This window comes from Collinsella sp. Sow4_E3, from assembly GCF_052116285.1.
Classification (GTDB): Bacteria; Actinomycetota; Coriobacteriia; order Coriobacteriales; family Coriobacteriaceae; genus Collinsella.
Genome location: NZ_JBQKLJ010000138.1, coordinates 1 through 402, shown reverse-complemented (window position 1 = coordinate 402; position 402 = coordinate 1). Strand labels below are relative to the sequence as shown.

The window sequence follows — 402 nt, the reverse complement described above, 5'->3', positions numbered from 1 at the left end:
AGTCCTGAATTAAAGGGTTATACAGCTGACAAGGCGCAAATTGACAAGCAAACAGTTAACGGGGACTCAAAGGACTTAGAATTCACGGTTACCTATACCAAGAACGCTCCAACGATTACGACAGAGAAGAAGACAGTTAATGAGACCATTCATTATCAAGGCGCTGGTAAGCAAACTCCTGCTGATCACACTGCTTCTGTTGACTTCACACGTTCAGTCTCAACTGACGCAGTAACTGGGGAAAAGACGTATGGTAATTGGTCAGCAGCTCAAAGCTTTGACGCAGTCAAGAGTCCTGAATTAAAGGGTTATACAGCTGACAAGGCGCAAATTGACAAGCAAACAGTTAACGGGGACTCAAAGGACTTAGAATTCACGGTTACCTATACCAAGAACGCTCCA

1 protein-coding gene is annotated in these 402 nt (G+C 44.3%); it reads left to right on the top strand.

What is annotated here, in order from left to right; translation table 11 throughout:
* Positions 1 to 402: mucin-binding protein (locus tag ACTQ48_RS11640; protein WP_441571098.1), on the top strand; the 402-nt coding region annotated here is incomplete at both ends.